The sequence below is a fragment of the Halomicrococcus pelagicus genome, from assembly GCF_051917725.1.
Classification (GTDB): domain Archaea; phylum Halobacteriota; class Halobacteria; order Halobacteriales; family Haladaptataceae; genus Halomicrococcus.
On sequence record NZ_JBQBLX010000002.1, the window covers coordinates 1 to 16,912 of the forward strand.

The window sequence follows — 16,912 nt, forward strand, 5'->3', positions numbered from 1 at the left end:
AGTGTGAACTCGTGCGACTAGCATGGCTAAATCGAACTCCGATAGCAATGGCCTCCGGCAGGATCAACCGGAATGGTTTCCGAGCACAAAGGCTCGGTGGGTCTGGCGGAGACACTATGCGTAATGCATGTGCTATGTGGTCCGTCAGTTCGACGACCCCAGACCAAGCTGCTGGTCGGGTGTCACCGAACTGCCAAGGCTAACATCAGATTCCATCGTGTACGGCGGACCGCAGGGGTGGAATCCTCATTTCCTCCGGACTTGAGTAGAGACGAGGAAGGGTATTAAACCCTTCGAAGCGCCTCCAACAGGTGGGCAACCCCCACCTGATCGGCCCGGGATTGCGGAACGAATTGAACGTTCCGCGAATCGCGTCGAGTCTTTCTTCGCGTCCTTATCCAACGCCCCCAGTTTACTTAAGGGCGTCGGATTCCGCTCGCCTTCGACGGAACCGTCGAAGGCGCGTTTCCATCCATTCCGAGTACCCTGTTGTACTTAAGGGCGTCGAATCGAACGTATCGCCGTCCGACGGTTTCGGACGATGATGACAGTTCGGTTGCGCCGTGCGGTCGAGGGCACCGGAACGGTGTGCTTCCGCCCGCCGAGCGCCATTTAAAGGCTCCGGAATCGGGCGGCCACCCGGCGGGGAAAACCACCGGGCGGCGTTCGCATCTGTACGAATGGCAGGGATACATTTAACCTCGTCGAACGAGACTCGCTTCGGGACGTATTGACTAACACCGTCGACCCACCCGCTGGCGAGAGCTCGTCGAGAACGACCCCGTCGTACACGGTGATCGAAGCGGTGTTTGGTGTCGACGTGTGCTGGCGGAGTCGGACCTCCGGAGTCCTCGTCCAGTCACGATGGGGAGATCGTAGAACGATGTTAGTGCGCGGGTGGAGGCCGAACCGATCATCCCACGCGTCGTGCGTTCGGTGCGGTCGGATGTGCCCCGCGCAACGGGTACGTATGCAGGGAGCTCTAAAAAACGCTAGCTGACTGTTCGGTGTGTCTACACGAAGAGAAGTCAGTGAAGGCTCGACTCGGACAGACGAGCGCGGTTCGTCATTCCTCCAGGTGTTCGATACCTTGCTTGGCGACGTTCGCCTCCGTGATCTCGTCGGGCATCCAGTCCGGCTTGTCCGAGGGTGCCTCTTCTTCCCAGGCCCAACCCTCGTAGATGTGGACTTTGTCGGTTCCTTTCTCTCGCAAGCGGAGTTCGATTCGGTCGGCTGCGTCCTCCGAACTCGCTGGTTCGAGACGACGCGCTGCTTTCAGTGCTGCTTGTCGGGGAGTGTTACCCGAGAAGACACTTGATTCGGTACCGTCGGTTTCGCGGAGTGCGAAATTTCGCTTACCATCGTCACGTACCATGGTTTTTCTCCTCCATGCCAACCCAGCACAGGGGCCGTTATAAATATATCGCTGATATGAGCGGTTTCGTTCGATAGGTTTATAATATTTGATGAGCCGCTCGGATACAATACTGCGTTGGCGGCCGAAAAGCCAGACAAAGTAAGTGGTTCGGAACCGTACGCGTGACAGAGGGACGCCAGCGGAGAACAGTATGGTAGAAAACACTTAAGTACATGCTGTAGCGAACCACTGCATACGATACCTCGATGGTACGGAAAAAGAAGCTCAGCCCGAGTGGCGCGAAAGACGAAGACGGCGAATACCACAACGTCCACGTGAACCTCCACGAGGACGAACTGGCCGTCGCCGGCATGGAGATCGGCGACGAGGTGTTCGTCCGCGTCCGGGAAGACAAGATCATCATCCAGAAGGCCGACAAGGACGAGGTCGAGCACGAATTCTGAACTCGTCGTGGAAGGTCCACGCGAGATGTCCGTCGTTTCACCTACGAGATTCATGAACGGATACGACGCCGTCAAACCACTGTTGTTCCGGCTACCGGCCGAAACCGCCCACGGAACCGTCCACGCGCTGCTCCGGGGAGTCCAGGGAACGCCGGTCGAGCGACTGCTCGCGTCGCGGTATCGAGTGGCCGACCCGCGACTCGAGATCGAGGCGTTCGGTCAGTCGTTCCCGAACCCCGTCGGCGTCGCCGCCGGGTTCGACAAGAACGCACAGATTCCCTCGGCGCTGGCCAGCCTCGGCTTCGGTCACGTCGAGGTCGGCGGCGTGACCGCCGAGGCCCAGGAGGGGAACCCTCGTCCGCGGATGTTCCGCTTGCGGGAGGACGACGCCATCGTCAACCGGATGGGGTTCAACAACCACGGTGCGGACCGCATCGGCGCGCGCATGGCGAGCCAGTCGCTCCCGGAGGTGCCGGTCGGCGTGAACATCGGCAAGTCGAAGTCGGCCCCACTGGAGAGCGCCGAGGAGGACTACCGCTACACGTACGAGCGCGTGGCCGCACACGCGGACTACTTCGTCGTCAACGTCTCCAGTCCGAACACGCCGGGGCTCCGGGAACTCCAGAACAGGGAGAACCTCGAACGCATCCTGACGACGCTACAGGACGCCGGCGCGAGTCCGCTGCTCGTCAAGCTCTCGCCCGACCTTCCCGATCCCGCGGTCGAAGACGCGCTGGATCTCGTGGGAGAACTCGGCCTCGACGGCGTCATCGCCACGAACACTACCACCGAGCGCCGGAACCTCCACAGCGAGCACCGCGACGAGGAGGGCGGGCTCTCCGGACGTCCGCTCGAATCCCGGGCGACGGAGATGGTCCGGTTCGTCGCCGAGCGCGTCGACGTCCCCGTCGTCGGCGTCGGCGGCGTGTTCACCGCCGAGGACGCCTATCGGAAGCTACGCGCGGGCGCGCACGTAGTTCAACTGTACACCGGACTGGTCTATCGCGGCCCGTCCATCGCGCGCGACGTCAACGCGGGACTGCTGGAACTGCTGGAGCGCGACGGCTTCGACTCGGTCGAGGACGCCATCGGCGAGGACCTCTAAGGGACTCGGGCGTCTACCGCCGGTATGTTCGACCCGGACGAGGTCACGACCGTCACCTTCGATTCGTACGGCACGCTCGTCGACGTGGACGACGCCGAGCGTGCGCTCGCCGACTACGTCGAGACGCCGGAGTCCGTCTCGCGGCTCTGGCGCACCCGGTCGCTCGAATACTCCTTCCTCGCCGGGCAGATAGACGCCTACGAACCGTTCTACGAGCTGAACCGCCACGCCCTGCAGTACGCGCTCGACTCGCACGGCGTCGACCTCTCGGCGGACGAGCGCGACGAGATTCTCTCGGTGTACCACGAACTCGACGTCTTCGACGACGTTCGCCCCGGAATGGAGCGCCTCCACGAGGCGGGCTACGACCTCTACGTTCTCTCGAACGGCAACCCGGAGATGCTCGATTCGCTGGTCGACCACGCGGATATCGAGGACCTGGTCGAGGACACCATCAGCGCGGACGAGATTCGGCAGTTCAAGCCGGCCGCCGACCTCTATCGCCACGCCGCCGGACGAACGGGGACGCCCATCGACCGGATAGCGCACGTCGCTGGCGGGCAGTTCGACGTGATGGGCGCCGACCACGCCGGAATGAGGACCGTCTGGGTGAACCGCGACGACAGCCCGCCGGAACCGTTCGACGGCGAACCGGACGCGACGGTCGCGGACATCGAGGCGGCCGCGGAGAAACTGACGAACTGAGGTTCACGTTACTCCAGCGCGTCCAGCCGGAACTCGAACGCCGCCACCGGCAGTTCCAGGTCGTGGTCCACGAGCACTGCCGGATGAATCTCGCCGACGACGCCGACCGACCGGCCGTCCAGGACCACTTCCGCGGCGCGACCGTCGATGAAGCTGGGATGGTCGGTGGCCGGCGTCGCCAGTTCGACGTCGAAGTTGCGCGCGACGGCCTGCAGGCGCGCCTTCGCGTCCTCGTAGGAGGCGTCGTGGCGCGCGAGCACGCCGGCCACGGTGCGGTGCTCGGCGACGCCGGTGTTCTCGCTCTCGTCGACGTGGGCCGCCAGTCCGATCTCGGCGAGGTCCTGGGGGTACGAGCGGTGCGTGTTGTTCTCCAGGACGACCAGAAGGGACGGAAGCGCCCACGTGCGGAGCATCGTGTAGTCCTCGCTGTAGGGGTTCTTGATGGTCGCCGGCTCGTCGGCCCCGAGCACGTCGTCCCCGGGCGAGACGTTCATGCGCTCGAAGTTGTCCGCCTCGCTTATCATGTGGAAGTTCAGCATGTCCTCGAAGCCCAGTCCGACGAGCACCTCGCGGGCGGCGTCCTCGAGGTTCGAACGCTCGTGGCGGCCGCCGACGGTCCCCACGTCGGGGTAGCGCGGCGAGAGGTCGTTGAACCCGTACGCCCGCCCCACGTCGTCGACGACGTCGACGGGGTGGAGCACGTCGACGCGGTAGGGCGGAATCTCGACGTCGTAGACGAGGTCGCCGTCCGCGCTCTCGGCCGTCTCGCCGTCGAGGCCGGAGCGTTCGAGCAGGTCGACGACCTCGTCGGGACCGAGGTCGATTCCCAGCGTCCGCTCGACCGCGTCGTGGGTGACCGTCTTCGACCGGACCCGGAGGTCGGGCCGGACCAGGGTGCGGTCCGGATAGTCGACCTCGACCGACTCGACGGTCGCCCCGCGGGCGTCGAGCGCGTAGCAGATGATGGTGCACATGTGGTCGATGGTCCACTGGTCGGTGCCCGTGAGTTCGACGAACAGGTTGCGGGACTCGGTGGACACCTCGGTCCGGCGGCCGTTGATGACCGGCGGGAACGAGAACAGCCCGATGTCGTCGTAGATGGCGGGATACCGGTCGTGCTCCTCGACCAGCGGCGCGTACGTCTCGCCGGTCGGGTGCGAGCGCAGGACCTCGGCGGGCGTCATCTCCGCGTCCGAGTCGAGCGGGACGAACCGGTCGCCGTCGGGGTCGATGCCGCGGTAGGTGATGGAGTTCCCGACGTCGTCGTCGGTCGCCGTCTGCCCTTTCAGCATCGTCAGGTCGTGGATGCCGATGGCGCCCTTGGCGCGCTTGCGGCCCATCGTGGCGTGGAGCTTCTCCTGCAACTGGATGAGCGAGTCGAGCGCGGCCTCGTCCAGGTCGACGCCGCGGACGACCGCGCCGGTGACGTACGGGCGCTCGTCGGGGACGTCCTCGACCTGGATGGTCCAGTCGCCGTCGTTGGTCTCGGGGACGTAGACGCCCCGGTCGTCGCCGTACTGGTAGCGCAGCGAGCGCGCGACGCCCTCGACGGAGAGACGATCGAGGCGGTCCGGGGCGAACTCCAGTTGCATCTCCCCGTCCTCCGTCTCGCCCTCGTACTCCAGGCCGAGCGCGAACAGGTCGTCTTTGAGTTCTTCGTCGTCCTTCTCGCCGTGGCCGGTCAGCGTACGTAGCTCGTCGGGGTCGACGTCGACGACTGGCATCAGTGTAGCACCTCCGTGTCCCGCAGCAGTTCGAGGTCACACAGCGTCCCGTGGACGTCGCGGATGTCCTCGAAACCGTACATCAGCATGAGCAGTCGTTCCAGCGAGAGGCCCCAGGCCATCACGTCGCAGTCGACGCCCAGCGGCTCTAAGACCTCCGGGCGGAACATCCCGCTGTTGCCCACCTCGATGAGTTCTCCGGTCTCCGGGTGGGTGCCGAACAGTTCGAAGCTGGGCTCCGTGTAGGGGTTGTAGTGGGGCTTGTACTGCAGGTCGGTGATGCCGAACTGCTCGTAGAACTCCTCGAACGTCCCCATCAGGTCGCGCACGGAGAGGTCCTCGGCCATCACCCAGCCCTCTATCTGGAAGAACTCCAGCAGGTGGGTCGGGTCGAGCGTGTCGTTGCGGTACACCTTCTCGACGCTGAAGAAGCGCTGAGGCGGTTCGAGGTCCCCCTGCGCGTACCCGGAGAGATAGCGCATCGACAGCGACGTGGTGTGGCCCCGGAGCGCGATGGCCTCGGCGAACTCCTCGCTCCACGGCGAGTGGTAGCCCTCGCCGTCCTCGCCGACGCCCTCGCGGTGGGCGCGCTCGACGCGCTCGACGAGGTCGTCCGGCAGGTCGTCGATGTCGGTCGGGTTCGAGAGGGCGAACCGGTCCCAGTGGGTGCGCGCCGGGTGGTCCTGGGGCATGAACAGGCAGTCGTTTATCCAGAAGTCGGCGTCGGCGTGCGGCCCCTCCATCTCCCGGAAGCCCATGCCGACGAGCACGTCCTTCACGCGGTTCGCCGTCTGGCGGAGGATGTGGACCTTGCCGCCGTCGACGCGCTCGGCGTCGGCCTCGACGTTGTACTCGGCGAACTCGACGTCGCGCCACTCGCCCGAGGTGAGCATCTCGGGGGTCAACTGGCCGACGGTCTCGGCCGCCTCGACCCCTTCCATCATCGCCGTGACGCCATCGTCGGTCAGCGTCACCGAACGGACCGCGGACTCGGAGCGCTCCACCAGTCCCCGGCGTTCGAGTCCGTCGAGCGCGTCCTCGTCCTCGACGGACTCGCCGGCGACGAGCGCTGCCAGGGCGTTCGCCTCGGCGTCGGTTTTCGGGTCCGCGTCGGCGTCGGCGGTTATCTCGCCGCTCTCGATGCTGCCGTACCCCTTCCGGGCGTAGTTCGAGAGGGCGATGTCCACCTGCGGGCCGTCGAGGTCCGACCGTCCGATGACCTCGCCCATCGAGACCGACGAGTCGTCCGCATCCGCGTCCAGCGCCGCGCCGTAGAGGCGGACCTCCGGCAGGCCGTCCTCGGCGTACTCCTCGCCCTCGTCGGTGAGCGAGACCGACGTCTCGGTGCGTTCGTCCACGTCGACCAGTCCGTCCGATTCGAGTTCGAAGACCGCCCCCGTCACCGTCTCCGGTTGGAGGCCCGTCGCCTCGGCCAGTTGGTCGACCGTTCGTTCCTCAGTCGCGCTCGCGGCTTCCAGCACCGCGGCCTGTGATTCTGGTAGCTTCATCTCTCGGTGTAGTCTCTGTTTGTTAGTCCCTGTCCGCCGTTTTAGCCCTTCTGAAGGCGGACCGGTCGACGGTCGCTTCGAAGGCGTCGCGAGCGGTTTCGTGCCCGGCGTCGGGAGTCCCCCGACCGCCGCCGTCGCCGGACGGTCCACCGCTCGCTCAGGCGGCGAAGAAAAACCCGAATCCCGCGGCTGGACGAGTCTCTCGGTCGATACCACCGTGCCGGGATTCGGATGGCATGTTCGGATGATAGCAAGGCACAGACAAAAGCGTTCCGGAGGGGACCGAAGCGACTTCGGCCCCCGCCGTCCAACGCCCGGCCATGATGGACTGGGAGCGGTTCTACGAGGAGGCCGACTACGACCGCTGCGCCTACCTCGGCGGCGAGGCGATGGTCGACCTCGCCGAACGCTTCTTCGAGACGGTCGGCGTCCCCGACGACTTCGCGTCGGTCGGCTGTGGCCCCGCTGTCTGTCCGTTCGCGCTCGCCGACCGCTATCCCGACGCGGAGTTCGTCGGCCTCGACCTCTCGCCGACCGTCGTCGCCGACAACCGCGAGCGTGCCGCCGAGCGGGGTCTGGAGAACCTCGACTTCGCCGTGGACTCCCTGCCGGCCCTCGACGTCGACCTCCGGTTCGACGTGGTGTACTGCGTCGCCACGCTCTACTTCGTCGCCGACGCCGAGCGCGCTGTCGCGGAACTGTACGACCGCGTGCGCGAGGGCGGCCACCTCGTCCTGAACTACCCGAACCGCTACAGCCGGGCGCGGTTCGACCGGGAGTTCGAGGGCCGCAAGCGCGAGGCGTTCGAACTCGTACTGGAGGGCGAGAACCTGCTCTCCTATGAGGCGATTCGGGCGGCGACCGGCGGTCGGCCGCGGAGCTACTGGAAGCTGGTCGACGCCGAGGACCGCGAGTTCGCCGACCGCGCCCGGCCCTGCGTCGTCGTCGAGAAGTAGTCTCTTCAGCGGTCGGGATACTCCTCGAGCGCCGACGTCAGGCTGTCGCGCTCCTCCCTCGTGCGCTCCAGTTCCGCCGCGATTTCGCCGCGTTCGAGACGTCGTCGCTCCTCGTCGGTGAGTTCCTCGCGCGCTCGGGCGGCGGCGCGCAGGCGTTCGAACTCCGCCTCGTCGCGGGCCAGCGCCGCCACGTCGTGCAGTCGCTCGACGACGTCGGGCGGCGCGAACCGGTCGACGACCCGGACGGCCTCCTCGCACCACCACTGCAGTTCCGTCGCGGACGCGGGCGGCCAGCCGACCGCCAGCGGTTCGGCGTCGAGGCGGTCGAGGTACGTCTCGTTGGTCCCAACGCAGCGCTTGAGTTCGGCGGGGTCGTCGACGTAGTGGGCGAGTTTCGACCGCGAGTAGCGGGCGTACTCCAGCAGGTCCGGGATGGTCTCGGTGCCCGCGTCGGCGTCGAGGACGTACTCGCGCAGGTCCTCGGGCGGCGACCGGAAGGAAACGAGGGGGTAGTTCTCCGTCGCGGCGAGGAAGGCGACCACGTCGCGGGCGGGCGTCTCGCGCTTGAACTCGGCGAACGCCGTCGCGACCGCGTCGTCGTACGCCGCGATGGGTTCCCGGAGTCGCTCGACGGGCGCGGAGAGGTCGGCGTCCCCGAGTTCGCGGACGCGTTCGAGGTCGGCGATACGGTCGTCCAGTTCGACCTTCCGCCGGGTGACCGCGCGCCGGGCGTCGCGGTAGCGCTCGCGGGTGGCCCGGCGCTCGTCCAGCAGCGCGGCGACCTCGCCCGCGGCGGCGAGTTCCTCCCGGGCCTGCTCGAAGTGGCGCTCGGCGATGCGCCGACGGTCGACTATCTCCTCGGCGCGCTCGAAGGCCTCGCGCTCCGGGAGGTCCTCGGGGAGGGCCTCGACGAGGTCGGCGAACTCGCCCTGGAACGTCACGAACGCCTCGAAGTCGCCCGTCCCCGTCGCGCGACCCTCGTAGCGGTCCAGCAGGTCGGTCGCGCGCTCGTGGGCGTCGGCGACGCGCTCGACGGTCGCCTGGCCGTACTCCGCGACGGCGGACTCGGCCTCTCGGCAGTCCTCGTCGGCGGTCCGGAGTCGCTCGATGGGGTCAGTCATACACTTCGTCGGGGTCGAACGCTCGCTCGCCGACCGTCTCGCCGTCTAGCGTGCGGTAGAAGCAGGATTCGAAGCCGGTGTGGCACGCGCCGCCCTCCTGGTCGACCCGGTAGAGGAGGGCGTCGCCGTCGCAGTCCACCCGGACCTCCTCGACGCGCTGGACGTGCCCGCTCGTCGCGCCCTTCCGCCAGAGTTCGTCGCGGCTCCGCGAGTAGTAGTGTGCGAACCCGGTCTCGCGCGTCCGCTCGACCGCTTCGGGGGTGACGTAGGCCAGCATCAGAACCTCGCCCGACTCGGCGCTCTGGGCGACCGCGGGCAGCAAGTCGTTCTCGTCGAACGCGAGGTCCACTCCGGACGTGTCGCTCATGGTTGGTGGTTGGCGTTCGCGTGGATATGTTTTGTGTGTCTCCCGACGGACCGTTCGGCCCGCCGAGACGAACGGGCGAATCGCAGCACCGACGACACGCTTATCCGGACCAGTCGAGTAGATTCGGGCAAGCGTGGCCATCACGGACAAGATATACGTCAAGAACCATCGCCAGCTCTCCTCCCAGCTGGAGACGAACATCCCGAAGGGGGCGTTCAAGGGCGCGACCCTGGACCTGCTCTTCCAAGGCGACGGCCTCGAGAAGCTCGACGAGGCGACTCGCGAGCGCGTGCTCGACTTCACCGAGGACTTCCTCGACTGCGGCTGTGACACCAACCCCTACTGCGGCTGTCCGGAGCGAAAGTTCATGCGCTACCTGCTCGAACTGCGCGAGCAGGGCCTCGGCCCGGACGCCATCGTCGACGTGATGAGCGACGACTACATGGTGTACGCCTACTCCGGTGACGTCCTCTCCTTCCTCGACCAGTCGGTCCGGACCCTCGAAGCGGTCGAGGAACTCGCCGACGTCGAGGGCGACGACGAGATGGAACGGCGCGCCCGGCAGAAGAAGGAGTCGCTGTCCGGCTAGAAGCGACGCTTCGACGGACGACTACCCCAGCCGGTAGGTCTCCTCGGTGTCGAGTTCGTCGTCCAGTTCTTCGAGGTTGACGACCTCCTCGTCTCCGGCGTCGCCGTCGACCTGCTCCTGGAGGTGGCGAACGTACTCCTTGTGCTCCTGTAGCTGCTCGCGGAGGTGTTCGGCCTCCAGTTCCAGGCGCTCGTGTTCGCGGACGAAGCTCTTCGGGACCTCGACCTTCGGCGGGAACGACTCGTCGTCCTCGCCCTCCTCGACCTGGTTCTCCGGCACCACGCGGACCTTTCCGTCGTGGGCGACGAGCATGTCGACGTAGTCGCGGAACACCGCGGACAACGAGATGTCGCGTTTCTCGGCGATCTCCCGCAGGGTCTCGAACGAGTCCTCGTTCACCCGGAAGGAGATCGTCTTGTTCTTGTTGCCCATCGTTGACGGATGTATCTAGCTCGACACCACTTAATGGTTCGTCAGACGTTCCCACGACTCCGACCGGGCCCACGCTCGCGGCCCGGCGGTCGGTCACGGTCGTCCGCCGGCGTCTTCTACCACGGCTCGTCTTTCAGACCGAGGGCGTAGGCTCCGGCGTTCGTCGAGACGTGGAGGAGCGGCGTCACGACGACGACGACCGCCAGGACGGAGGGCCAGAACGTCTCGACCGTCCAGGCGGGCGCGACGACCAGCGAGAACAGCAGCGCCAGCGCGACGAAGTCCAGCTGGTCGAGCCCCGGAAAGGCAGCCCCGCGCTGGCGGCCCGTCCGGCGCTTGACGAACGACGCGAGGATGTCGCCGGCCATCGCTCCCGCGGGCATCGCGACGACGACGGCGAGCGGGAACTCGGGGAGCGCGACGCCGATGGCGTCGGCGACCGACGGGCGGACGGCGTTCAGCGCGAGCGCGAGCAGCGCGCCCGCCGCGATTCCGCCCGCGGTACCGCGCCACGTCTTCCCGTCGCCGAGGAGGCGACGCCCGCGCCACGTGCGCCCGCCGTCGATGGGCGGGCCGCCGCCCGCCAGGACGGCGGCGTTGTTCGGCACGTACGCGGGCAGCATCGCCCAGAACGCGACGACCACGACTTCGAGCACGTCCATGTTGGGGTAGGCGGGCGGACGCGTCTTAAGAATCGGAGGTTCGCGTCGACGGGGTCGGAGGACGCGACCGACGCTGGCCCTCTTTTGGTGCTTCGTCCCGTACGTCGGCCGGACAGTGCATCCCTCGCTCACTCCGCTCGCCGTGCTCGGCGGGACGACGCTCGTCTCCTACTGCCTCTGGCAACTCGTCTTCGACCCGTTCCGGGGACCGTTGCCGGGCCGGAGGACGACCGTGGTCGTCCTCGTCGCCGGGACCGTCGCAGGAGTCGCGCTGACGCTGTGGGGGCTGGACCGCCTCGACCTGCTGCGTCGGCCGTAGCGCGGTCGGGCGCCCGCGGAAACGTTAACAACGTCCGCGGCGTACGCCGCTCGTCGCGGTACCGACGGTCGCCATGTACCCGACCGGTCACTACGGCGTCGCGCTGCTCGTCTCCGCGCCGGCGGCGTTCGTCCTCGGTCGCAGAGCCGGGACCGTGTTCTCGGCGTTCGTGCTACTGACGGCGGTGCTTCCCGACGTCGACAAGCACGTTCCGGGGGTCCGGCACCACGGGGTGACGCACACGCTCCTCTTCGGCGTCGCGAGCGGCGTCGTCGTCGGCCTGCTCGCCACCGGCCTCCTCGTCACCTACGTCCGGTTCGCAGGACCGGTACGGTCCTCCCGGCTCACGGCGAGGAACGCGTTCGAGTGGGCGGCCGCCGGCGCGTTCCTCGGGGTCCTGAGCCACGTCACCGCCGACGTTCTCGTCGTCCTCCCCGGAACGCAACCCGTGAGTCCGTTCTGGCCCCTGTTCGAGCGGAAGATTACCGTCGAGACGATTCCACTCGGCGCACCGGCCCGGAACCTGGCGCTTCTGGTCGTGGGACTCGGTGTTCACGTTCTCGTCTACCGACTGACGGGCGACGGAGCCGAGTCCTGACCGCTGGAAAAACGGGCGCGCCGCGGCAAACCGGCGGCCGAGTCAGCCGTCGGTCTGATTACCGGCGGTCTGGTTGCCGGCCTGGGTCGTCGCTCCGCCCTCAACGGGAGTGAACTGCACGCCGACGAGTCCGATCTCTCCCGGATCGTCGAACACGATGTCGTCGTCGACGGCGTTCCCATCGAAGTTGAAGTCCCCGAGACCGGTCTGGAACTCGTAGGTCTGTCCCTCCTGGACGTCGACGCCCGACGGGAGGAACAGCATCGCGTACGCACCCGGCGAGAACTGGTAGTTGATGACTCGCGTGTTGTACTCGTTGCCCTGGGCGTCGTTCTCGATGGGTGCCCACCCGAGCGAGTCGGACGCGATGGAGAACCTCGCACCGCCGGAGAACTGCCGGTTGAGTATCACTGCGCGACGGGTATCGCCATCCTGGGCCCCGCCGACGCCGGAGAGGCCGAGGGCCGCTCCGCCGGAGGCGAGTGCGCTCGTCTTCAGGAACGATCGACGGGACGGTTCGCCGAGGAGTCGTGCTAGCGTGTGTTCTGTCATGGTTCTCTGTCGTCGAATGGATTTTCGCGCGTCGCTACACCGGATTGAACGTGACGTTGACGAAGGTCACCTGGTCTCCGTCGTCGGCCTGCTCCTGGATGTCCTCCCAGTCGCCGCCGAGCGTGTACCGCTGGCCCTCCTGGACCTCTGCGTCGCCGTACGGGAACAGGAAGACGAACTGGTTACGCGCGCCAGTGTACTGGACGATTCGAGTGTTGAACTCGGTCCCCAGTTGCCCTTCGCCGGTGCCCTGGGGCGCCCAGTCGAGAGACGGCGTGACGACCACGAACTGCGCGCCGGGCTGGAACTGGTTGTTGAACATGTACCCCTCACCGCCACGTCCGGAGTCCTGTAGCGACGCCGCGTCGAGGTCGATCTGATTACCGTTGACTGTCATCGTTTCTCACCGTAATTGTCGGCGGTTACTGCGCTCCCAAGTAGCCGAGGAGTCCGGATAACGACCCCGACCGTTCACGCTACGAAGGGAGCTTTACTCGACCGTAAGTTGGATTATGACCGAACGTGGGTTCACAGGTGACCGTCGTACGGTGTGATTCCCGGCGACGGCGGGACGGCAAAACGGGCGATTACCGACCGAATCAAGGTCCCGATTACGGACGGGCGGACTATACACTAATAAGACGCGGGGGTGCAAACCCCCGGTCATGATACCACCGATCGCCAGCAAGTTCGTCGCCGGAGAGTCGCCGGCGACGGCGCTGGACCACGCTCGCTCGCTGAACGAGCGGAACGTCAACGCCATCCTGAACCTGCTCGGCGAACACTACGACGACCGGGGACCGGCCGACGAGGACGCCGAGGCGTACGTCCGACTGCTGGAGGACATCGAGCGGTCGAACGTCTCCGCGTGCGTCTCGGTGAAGCCGTCGCAGGTGGGCCTCGACGTGGGCAAGCACGTCTACCGCGAGAACATGGAGCGCATCGTCGACGCGTCCGGCGACACGTTCGTCTGGATGGACATGGAGGACCACGAGACGACGGACGCGACGCTCGACACCTACGAGCGACTCGCCCACGAACACGACGGCGGCGTCGGCGTCTGCGTCCAGGCGAATCTCGAGCGAACGCGGGAGGACCTCGAACGACTCGCCGACGTCCCCGGCAAGGTCCGACTGGTCAAGGGCGCGTACGACGAACCCGAGGAGATAGCGTACAGGGACAAAGAGCGCGTGAACGAGGCCTACAGGGACGACCTGGCGTTCATGTTCGAGGAGTTCGACGGCGGCATCGCGGTCGGGAGCCACGACCCGGCGATGATAGAGCACGCGACGGAACTCCACGAGGAACACGGCACCGACTTCGAGATTCAGATGCTGATGGGCGTGCGCGAGGACGCCCAGTACGAACTCGCCGAGGAGTACGAGGTGTGGCAGTACGTCCCCTACGGCGACAAGTGGCTGTCGTACTTCTACCGCCGGGTCATGGAGCGCAAGGAGAACCTGCTGTTCGCGGCTCGGGCCGTCCTCTCGGGGTAGGCGGGTCCGACTCTCAGCGCACGTACCGACCGACGGTGCGCCGAATCCGGCCACGCTGGTAGACGAGTTCGCCGACGCTCCAGCCGACGAGGACCCCGAGGCCGACCAGCGCGTACAGGAAGTCCCAGCTCCCCATCCAGACGGGGCGAATCCAGGGCGTGACGTGGGACCACCGACGGGCGAACTCGTCGGCCGCGTTCTCCAGCGGCGTCCCCGAGAAGGTCTCGACCATCCAGAACGAGACGGTGCGTTTCTCTGCGGTCGGCGCGATGCCGGCGCTCCCGTGGACGCTGTAGTTCCCCGTGACGTTCAGGTCGGCCATCGTCGGGCCGCCGGCTTCGTCGCCGTAGGCCGTCCGCTCGACGTCGTACGGCGCCCACGGCGCGTAGAACTCCCAGACCACCTCGCCCTTCGGCGTCACCTCGACGACGCGCTGGTACATGGTGTCGACGACGAGCGTGTTGCCGTTGGGCAGGCGGTCGGCGTCCCGCGGCCAGTTCAGCCCGCCCGAGAGCGTCCAGGTTCGGGTCCAGGTGCCGTTCCGGCGGGCGTACTCGACGACGCGGTCGTTCTCGCTGTCCGCGACGAGTATCGTCGGATCGCCGGACTCGCTTTCGAGGTACTGCGGGTTGTGCTGTTCGTAGAGGACGTCGTGGTCGTCGTCGCTCCCGAGCCGCATCGTTATCTCCTTCGTCGAGCGGTCGACGACGATGACCTGGTCGAAGTTGCGCGGCGAGACGAGGTAGCGCCCCTCGCCGATCTTGTCGACGTCGTTGACGTGCGTCCAGTCGCCCGCGCCGCCGCCGCCCGACGTGGGGAAGTGCTCGTCGAACTGCCAGCGCCAGACCACCTCGTCGTCGCCCAGATCGTAGATGAACAGTCGGTCCCCCTTGTTCGGCACGCGCATGTTGGCGACGAGCAACTGGTCGCCGTTGATGAGGTCGACGTCGTGGGTGTCGTGGATGGGTAGCCGCTGGGTCCAGACGCGCTCGCCGGTCTGTGGGTCGAGTTCGTAGACGAGCGTCGACCCCTTCGCGGTCGAGGTGACGAGCAGGTTGCCGTTCTCCAGCGGGTCCACGTCGTAGAACCACGTGGCGTTGAACCCCGTTCCGTCGTGGACCCACTGTACGGTCCCCTCCGGGCCGACGGCGACGAGGCGGGCCGGCTTCCGGTCGTTGGCGTACCCCCTGAAGTGGAACCCCTGGATGCTGACGACCGTCGTACCGTTCGCGGGCGATTCGACCGACGCGCGGAGGTTCGTCGGGTCGCTCGTCGTCGTGAGGTAGCCGACGCCCGCGGTGACGGCCGGCGCGAACAGGGAGACGACCAGCAGGGCGACGGCACCGCGAACGAGCCATCGCCGCGGCGGGAGGGAGTCCATCGAGGGCGGGTTCGTCGCGGGGAAACGTCAATTGCGGGGAATCACTCGTCGCTCCCGGACGACCGCCGAGCGAGCGAAAAACGACCGCCGGACCGGACGCGGTCAGACCTGCGCCTGGAGGAAGCCGCTGGTCCGGACGAAGAAGTAGAAGACGAACGCGAGCGCGAGCAGCCACTGGCCGAGGCGCACGTCGCGCCACTCGCCGGTCGCGGTCTTCACGATCGGGTAGGAGACGATACCGGCGGCGATGCCGTAGGCGATGGAGAACGTCAGCGGCATGATGAGGATGGTCATGCCCGCGGGGATGGCGTAGGTGACGTCGTCCCACTGGATGTCGGTGACGTTGCCGAGCATGATGATGGCGACGACCACCAGGGCGATGTGGGAGGCGTACAGCGGAATCGCGGCGGCGAGGGGGACGACGGCGAGCGCCGCGAGGAAGAGCAGGCCGACGACGAGCGCAGTCATGCCCGTCCGACCGCCCTCCTCGACGCCCGTCGCGGACTCGACGTACGTCGTCACTGTGGAGGTGCCGAGGATGCCGCCGACCGTGGTGCCGATGGCGTCCGCCATCAGCGGCTTGTCGATGTCCGGCAGGTTGCCGTTCTCGTCGAGGAAACCGGCGACCTGACCGACGCCGGTCAGCGTCCCGGCGGTGTCGAAGAAGTCCACGAAGAAGAAGGTGAACACGACGAGCGAGAACGCGAACGCGTCGACGTTCCGGAACCCGTCGAGGAACGCGCCGAAGAGCGGCGTGATGTCGTACTGGGGGTCAGGGATACTGGGCGCGAGCGGGCTTCCGGGATGCGGACTGACGTACCCCATCGAGGCCGCGACCCAGCCGGCGGCGCTGGTCAGCAGGATGCCGAGGACGATAGCGCCGGGGATGCCCCGGGCGTACAGCGCGAGCGTGAGGAAGAGGCCGGCGACCGACAGCAGCGCGACGGGGTCCTGGGCGATGTTGCCCAGCGTCACCAGCGTCGCCGGGTCGTCGACGACGACGTACATCTCCTCCAGGCCGATGATGGCGAGGAAGAGGCCGATACCGGTCCCGACGGCGAACTTCACCGGTTCGGGGAACAGCCGGATGATGTACTCCCGCGCGCCGATAGCGGTGAGGACGATGAAGATGACGCCCTCCGTCACGACGGCGGCCAGCGCCGTCCGCCACGGGATGCCCAGCGTCCCGACGACGGTGAACGCGAAGAAGGCGTTGAGACCGAGTCCGGGCGCCTGCCCGAACGGTCGGTTGGCGTAGAACGCCATCACGAAGATGGCGACCGCCGACGCCAGGATGGTGACGACGGCGAGCATCTGCTGGACCTCCATGGGGGAGTAGTTCTGGAGCGCGATGCCCGGCTTGCCGTTCTCGCCCGGGAACATCGTCATGATGGCGGGGTTGACCACGACGATGTAGGACATCGTCAGGAACGTGGTGATTCCCGCGAGAACCTCCGTCGCGAGGTCCGTGTCGTGTTCGTCGAACTCGAAGTAGTCAGCTAGCGCGCCCATGATGCACGTTTGAGCAACCAGAACAGAGAGCATTTAACTATTTCCGTCTGAGAACGGATTCGTA

Annotated in this window: 19 protein-coding genes and 1 rRNA gene; 8 read left to right on the top strand and 12 right to left on the bottom strand. The window is 66.8% G+C overall.

Features of this window, described 5'->3' with window-relative positions:
- Together ACTF4R_RS04765 and ACTF4R_RS04770 are read right to left on the bottom strand one after the other, a co-directional pair.
- Positions 1–74 (bottom strand): 16S ribosomal RNA (locus ACTF4R_RS04765); the annotation flags it as partial.
- Between the two features lie 992 nt (positions 75–1,066).
- Complete coding sequence (locus ACTF4R_RS04770) at positions 1,067–1,375, bottom strand: non-histone chromosomal MC1 family protein (protein ID WP_113276055.1); 309 nt, start codon at positions 1,373–1,375, stop codon at positions 1,067–1,069.
- Between the two features lie 248 nt (positions 1,376–1,623).
- Here ACTF4R_RS04770 and ACTF4R_RS04775 point away from each other — a divergent pair, with 248 nt between their 5' ends.
- The 3 genes from ACTF4R_RS04775 to ACTF4R_RS04785 are packed head-to-tail and all read left to right on the top strand — an operon-like array spanning position 1,624 to position 3,631.
- A complete protein-coding gene (locus tag ACTF4R_RS04775; protein ID WP_007982308.1) occupies positions 1,624–1,821 on the top strand; it encodes a hypothetical protein in 198 nt (65 codons plus the stop codon).
- Positions 1,822–1,873: 52 nt separating this feature from the next.
- A complete protein-coding gene (locus ACTF4R_RS04780) occupies positions 1,874–2,926 on the top strand; it encodes a quinone-dependent dihydroorotate dehydrogenase (RefSeq protein ID WP_440006683.1) in 1,053 nt (350 codons plus the stop codon).
- 24 nt (positions 2,927–2,950) lie between these two features.
- Entirely contained in the window at positions 2,951–3,631 is a 681-nt protein-coding gene (locus ACTF4R_RS04785; RefSeq protein WP_440006685.1) for a haloacid dehalogenase type II, read from the top strand.
- Positions 3,632–3,639: 8 nt separating this feature from the next.
- Here ACTF4R_RS04785 and pheT read toward each other — a convergent pair whose 3' ends face one another.
- Together pheT and pheS are read right to left on the bottom strand one after the other, a co-directional pair.
- Entirely contained in the window at positions 3,640–5,355 is a 1,716-nt protein-coding gene (gene pheT, locus ACTF4R_RS04790; RefSeq protein ID WP_440006686.1) for a phenylalanine--tRNA ligase subunit beta, read from the bottom strand.
- A complete protein-coding gene (pheS, locus tag ACTF4R_RS04795) occupies positions 5,355–6,863 on the bottom strand; it encodes a phenylalanine--tRNA ligase subunit alpha (protein WP_440006688.1) in 1,509 nt (502 codons plus the stop codon). The genes pheT and pheS overlap by 1 nt, the downstream gene beginning before the upstream one ends.
- A 320-nt stretch (positions 6,864–7,183) precedes the next feature.
- Between pheS and ACTF4R_RS04800 the strand changes: the two genes are divergently transcribed.
- Positions 7,184–7,819, top strand: coding sequence for a class I SAM-dependent methyltransferase (locus tag ACTF4R_RS04800; protein ID WP_440006690.1), 636 nt, complete (start codon positions 7,184–7,186; stop codon positions 7,817–7,819).
- Positions 7,820–7,824: 5 nt separating this feature from the next.
- On the opposite strand, the gene ACTF4R_RS04805 is transcribed toward ACTF4R_RS04800, so the two are convergent.
- Positions 7,825–8,940 carry a DUF7118 family protein gene (locus tag ACTF4R_RS04805; RefSeq protein WP_440006692.1) on the bottom strand — a complete coding sequence of 372 codons (1,116 nt, stop codon included), beginning with the start codon at positions 8,938–8,940 and terminating at the stop codon, positions 7,825–7,827.
- Positions 8,933–9,307 carry a phosphoribosyl-AMP cyclohydrolase gene (hisI, locus tag ACTF4R_RS04810; protein WP_113274428.1) on the bottom strand — a complete coding sequence of 125 codons (375 nt, stop codon included), beginning with the start codon at positions 9,305–9,307 and terminating at the stop codon, positions 8,933–8,935. Before hisI ends, ACTF4R_RS04805 begins: the two co-directional genes overlap by 8 nt.
- 133 nt (positions 9,308–9,440) lie before the next feature.
- On the opposite strand from hisI, the gene ACTF4R_RS04815 reads away from it, so the two are divergent.
- Positions 9,441–9,896 carry a DUF5814 domain-containing protein gene (locus ACTF4R_RS04815; protein WP_113274429.1) on the top strand — a complete coding sequence of 152 codons (456 nt, stop codon included), beginning with the start codon at positions 9,441–9,443 and terminating at the stop codon, positions 9,894–9,896.
- Between the two features lie 21 nt (positions 9,897–9,917).
- Here the strand turns inward: ACTF4R_RS04815 and ACTF4R_RS04820 are convergent, their stop codons facing one another.
- Together ACTF4R_RS04820 and ACTF4R_RS04825 are read right to left on the bottom strand one after the other, a co-directional pair.
- Positions 9,918–10,328: a DUF8146 domain-containing protein gene (locus ACTF4R_RS04820; RefSeq protein WP_113274430.1), complete on the bottom strand. Its 411-nt coding sequence runs from the start codon at positions 10,326–10,328 to the stop codon at positions 9,918–9,920.
- A gap of 116 nt (positions 10,329–10,444) precedes the next feature.
- A complete protein-coding gene (locus tag ACTF4R_RS04825; RefSeq protein WP_440006694.1) occupies positions 10,445–10,990 on the bottom strand; it encodes a CDP-2,3-bis-(O-geranylgeranyl)-sn-glycerol synthase in 546 nt (181 codons plus the stop codon).
- Positions 10,991–11,105: 115 nt separating this feature from the next.
- On the opposite strand from ACTF4R_RS04825, the gene ACTF4R_RS04830 reads away from it, so the two are divergent.
- The gene (locus tag ACTF4R_RS04830; RefSeq protein WP_440006696.1) at positions 11,106–11,309 is read left to right on the top strand and encodes a hypothetical protein; all 204 of its coding nucleotides are present in this window, start codon (positions 11,106–11,108) and stop codon (positions 11,307–11,309) included.
- Positions 11,310–11,382: 73 nt separating this feature from the next.
- A complete protein-coding gene (locus tag ACTF4R_RS04835; RefSeq protein ID WP_440006697.1) occupies positions 11,383–11,907 on the top strand; it encodes a metal-dependent hydrolase in 525 nt (174 codons plus the stop codon).
- A gap of 42 nt (positions 11,908–11,949) precedes the next feature.
- Here ACTF4R_RS04835 and ACTF4R_RS04840 read toward each other — a convergent pair whose 3' ends face one another.
- Together ACTF4R_RS04840 and ACTF4R_RS04845 are read right to left on the bottom strand one after the other, a co-directional pair.
- On the bottom strand, positions 11,950–12,459 hold the full coding sequence (locus tag ACTF4R_RS04840) for a twin-arginine translocation signal domain-containing protein (protein WP_440006698.1): 510 nt from the start codon (positions 12,457–12,459) through the stop codon (positions 11,950–11,952).
- Positions 12,460–12,493: 34 nt separating this feature from the next.
- Positions 12,494–12,856 (bottom strand): hypothetical protein, encoded by a 363-nt coding sequence (locus ACTF4R_RS04845; protein WP_440006700.1) that lies wholly within the window; start codon positions 12,854–12,856, stop codon positions 12,494–12,496.
- Positions 12,857–13,124: 268 nt separating this feature from the next.
- Here ACTF4R_RS04845 and ACTF4R_RS04850 point away from each other — a divergent pair, with 268 nt between their 5' ends.
- Positions 13,125–13,955 (top strand): proline dehydrogenase family protein, encoded by an 831-nt coding sequence (locus ACTF4R_RS04850; protein ID WP_440006702.1) that lies wholly within the window; start codon positions 13,125–13,127, stop codon positions 13,953–13,955.
- 13 nt (positions 13,956–13,968) lie between these two features.
- Here the strand turns inward: ACTF4R_RS04850 and ACTF4R_RS04855 are convergent, their stop codons facing one another.
- Both ACTF4R_RS04855 and ACTF4R_RS04860 read right to left on the bottom strand, forming a co-directional pair.
- Positions 13,969–15,336, bottom strand: a complete 1,368-nt coding sequence (locus tag ACTF4R_RS04855) for an aryl-sulfate sulfotransferase (RefSeq protein WP_440006704.1) — start codon at positions 15,334–15,336, stop codon at positions 13,969–13,971.
- A 102-nt stretch (positions 15,337–15,438) separates the two neighbouring features.
- Positions 15,439–16,848: an NCS2 family permease gene (locus ACTF4R_RS04860; protein WP_440006705.1), complete on the bottom strand. Its 1,410-nt coding sequence runs from the start codon at positions 16,846–16,848 to the stop codon at positions 15,439–15,441.
- Between the last annotated feature and the right edge of the window lie 64 nt (positions 16,849–16,912).